The 3,659-nt window shown below is 32.3% G+C and carries 5 protein-coding genes; all 5 read left to right on the top strand.

Translation table 11 applies throughout. From position 1 onward, the window contains the following. Nucleotides 1-1,084 (top strand): glycosyltransferase family protein (locus tag SMIDD26_RS07155; protein WP_246746974.1); only part of this gene is annotated, 1,084 nt, incomplete at its 5' end. Continuing rightward, nucleotides 1,084-1,332 carry a hypothetical protein gene (locus tag SMIDD26_RS07150; protein ID WP_061439673.1) on the top strand — a complete coding sequence of 83 codons (249 nt, stop codon included), beginning with the start codon at nucleotides 1,084-1,086 and terminating at the stop codon, nucleotides 1,330-1,332. The genes SMIDD26_RS07155 and SMIDD26_RS07150, both read left to right, overlap by 1 nt. 14 nt (nucleotides 1,333-1,346) lie before the next feature. Then, nucleotides 1,347-2,558: a glycosyltransferase gene (locus SMIDD26_RS07145; protein WP_246746973.1), complete on the top strand. Its 1,212-nt coding sequence runs from the start codon at nucleotides 1,347-1,349 to the stop codon at nucleotides 2,556-2,558. Between the two features lie 86 nt (nucleotides 2,559-2,644). After that, nucleotides 2,645-2,944, top strand: a complete 300-nt coding sequence (locus SMIDD26_RS07140) for a glycosyltransferase family protein (RefSeq protein WP_061439671.1) — start codon at nucleotides 2,645-2,647, stop codon at nucleotides 2,942-2,944. Nucleotides 2,945-3,089: 145 nt separating this feature from the next. Further along, a partial coding sequence (locus tag SMIDD26_RS12315) for a glycosyltransferase (protein WP_167747492.1) occupies nucleotides 3,090-3,659 on the top strand: 570 nt, incomplete at its 3' end.

The raw sequence follows: 3,659 nt of genomic DNA, 5'->3' as shown, positions 1-3,659 counted from the left end.
TGTTCCTAAATTTTGGGAAATTCATATGGACTATAATGAGGGGACGATATGGGATAAGGACATTAAAAGAGGGGTTATTCACTATTTAAGCAGAAAGTTAAGAACTGTAAAAATGGTGGAATGGCTGGATGTAAATGGGAGAGTTTTAAGTAAGGATTATTATCAGATAAATGGTTGGAAATATAAACAAGATATACTAGATCAGGAAGGAAAAACTATTTTCATCCAATACTATAGTCCTGAAGGTGTATTGTTAATGATAGAAGACACTGAGAATCATCTATTTACAATATTTGAGAATGATGTAACTCAGATTTTCAATGAGGAGCAACTTTGGCAAAATTGTCTGTCTCGAATGAATGCCGATAGGGATGTAGTTGTTATTGGAGATCAATCGATTGCTCAATATTTACAAAAAGAAAATACTATTGCCTGCTATCTTGGACAGGAAATTTTATCTGAAAAAGAGATTCAGGATTGGTTAATGTATGTAGATTACTTATATATTTACCATTATTCTGTATTTCATTCTCTTTCTGATAATGATAAGGTTCGTCATCTTAGTCCTTTATATCCACCCAAAAATATAAGGAATGGCCATCGAGCCTTGATTGTCACTCATACACAAGAAGTTGAAAAAATTGAAGCCTTAGTTGAAAATTTACCAATGCTTGATTTCCATATCGCAGCGATTACTGCTATGGGAGGTAGATTGACAGATTTATGGGAGAAAGAAAATGTATTTCTATATCCCGGTATATTAGAACATCAATTTCAATCATTGTTAGAAACTTGTACGCTCTATTTAGATATTAACCATGATATAGAAATATTAAATGCTGTAGAAGAAGCTTTAGAAAAAGGAATGCTCTTACTTGGTTTTGAGGAAACATGTCATAGAAGAGAATTTATTTATTTTGATTATCTCTATGAAAATAGTGATGTTAGCCATATGATTGAAGATATCAAGAAAATAATTTTTTCAGAAGAAGAATATGACTTGGCAATACAAAGACAATTGCAGTTTATTCATGCTTCTAGTAAAGACTATTATAGAAAAGTCTTTCAGAGGGAGGGAATTTAATGAGTATCTATATATTTGATCTATTAGTAGGCTATGAAGCAAATGGAGTTGATAATTCTCAAGCTCATCGTGCGAGAGTATTTTCAAAAATGAATCTTGATTACTATTATATATTTTCAGTTCTTCCGCCTCGATATAAAATTTCTTATTTTCGAGATATTGGAATACCGGAAGACAGAATGATCATTGCTCCTTTTTATTTGGTGGGAGAAAAGAGGTTAAATCAACGATTTCAGTTGAAGAAATGATTCGGAAACTATCTTTGGATGACAGTGAGTGCATTGAGAGAAATTTTCAAAAAATTGTCTACCAATTAACCGAAGAGCATAAACTTATTATTTGGTTTGAAAACAATATGGTATATCAAGTAGAACATTTATACTTAGATAGACTATATCAGCGAGATTACTATACGTCTTATTTAATCTGTAGAGAGTATCTACAAAAGGATGGATTCAATTGGCATCATAGGCTTTTCTATAATTCAACAGGAGCGCTTGTGTATGAAGGTTTTCAAATCTCAGGAAAAATCCGATATTGTTTTGATATAAATTGGATTGATGGAGATTTTGGTTTAATGGACTTGTTTATAAAATCATTATCATTGTCCAAAGATGATACAGTGATTATGGATAGAATATCAGGTTTTCCTTATTCTCAGTCCCTATTAAGATATGCAAAAGATGTGAAAAAAGGAGTATTCCTGCACTCCATTCATCAATTGCGATACGGAGATATGAACTATGAATATTTTTACTTGTTCAAATATGCTACAGAATTTGATTTTGTCATTGTATCAACAGAATTACAAAAAATAGAATTAGAAAAATATTTAACTAATCTTGATCTAAAATATTGCCCAATCGTGGTTATCCCTGCCGCAAGTATTGAAGAGTTGAGCCTAAACAGAGATAAAGTGATACCCTATTCTGCAATGATAGCTGCACGATTAGAACCGCGAAAACAAATTCATATAGCCATTAAGGTAGCTATAAAAGTACGAGAGGTAATACCTCAGTTTCATTTAAACATATTTGGCAAAGGTGGTGAATATGAGAAATTAAACCAGATTATTACTGAAAATAATGCCCAAGACTATATTAAACTATGCGGTTATCAAATATTGACCGAGCAGTATAGAAAACATCAGCTCTATATATCTACTGCATCTTGGGAAACCTTAGGTATCACTTTACTGGAGGCTGTTACAAATGGATTGGGGATTATCGGATTAGATGCACCATATGGAGGGCCTATATTTATAGAAAATGGGAAGAATGGTTTTTTGATTCCGGAGGCAGAAAGTAAAACAGAAGATGAATTAATTGAAAAGATATCAGAAGCTATCATTAAATATTATGAGTTAGACCAAGATATAGTTACTAAGTACTCATATGCTATTGCAAGGAATTATTTAGATGAAACTGTTGCTGATAAATGGCTTAAAGTGTTAAGTGTTAAAGATAATAATTAAAAGGAACAAAAAGTAGAAAGTGAAAAAATCAAAGCAAAAAGCAGGAAAAATATTGAGCAGTAAATTTCAGAAAGAGTACTAACAAGATGGACAAGAAAACAATTGTACTGTGTTTTGATAGAAGTTATTGTGAGCAAGCTATTGTAACCATAAAATCATTGTGTGCTTATCATAGAAATTTGAAAATATATATTTTCAATAATGGGAGTATTTCACAAGAATGCTTTGGAGCTCTGCAAAATTGGTTAACTCCGTTTGATTCTAGGGTTTGTAATATTCGATTGCCTGAAGAAGAACAGGAATTGAGACAGTTTAATGTTAATAATAGTAAACACATATCAGCAACTAAATTTCTTGTTTATTATATTATATGGCAGATTATGTAAAAGAAGATAGCAGAGAAGAAAAACCTATTTTATCATTCAATAATGTGGTCAATCCATACCATATGGATTAAGTTTTTTCTAATGATAATCCTCAAGAAATGTGTGATTATATCAAGAAAATATAGAGTCAAGAGAGGAGTTATTAATGACATACTGGATTACATCTGAAACTACAACAGGAGAAAGTGAAGTAGTTTTATGGAGAAATGGTGCTTATGGTAAAGCCCGACACGATATTGAACAAACCTTGGTTAGAGAATTGCAGTTTAAGCCTTTAAGTCTTTATACTTATGCGTGGGATGATGAGCCTGCAGAAAGTTTAGGAAGGCATTTTGCAGGCTTAATGGCAGGAGTGAAAAAAGGGGATGTTGTATTTATACAATGGATTTTATTGGCCTCAGATGTTTATATAAGAAAGTTGTTTGAACAGGCTCGTATAGCAGGAGCTAAGGTTGTTGTGATTATTCATGATTTAGGACATTGGATTGAATTTGATGAGGAGGAAAGTCGCCGAGCTGTAATAGATGGTCATCAAGATATTGTTCATTTGCTAGATGTAGATGGAATTATCGTTCACTCTGAAAGGATGCGCGAAAGATTGCTCTCGGATTTAAGATTGTTAAAACCTGACGTGGATCCAATAATGACAAGTTTAGAAATTTTTGGATTTACTACCTTTCAAGGGGCAAAAAAAGAACGGACATTAAAGCCTTCT

This window comes from Streptococcus mitis (genome assembly GCF_001579035.1).
In the GTDB taxonomy this organism is placed as follows: domain Bacteria; phylum Bacillota; class Bacilli; order Lactobacillales; family Streptococcaceae; genus Streptococcus; species Streptococcus mitis_J.
This window is presented reverse-complemented; position numbering and strand designations above follow the sequence as displayed.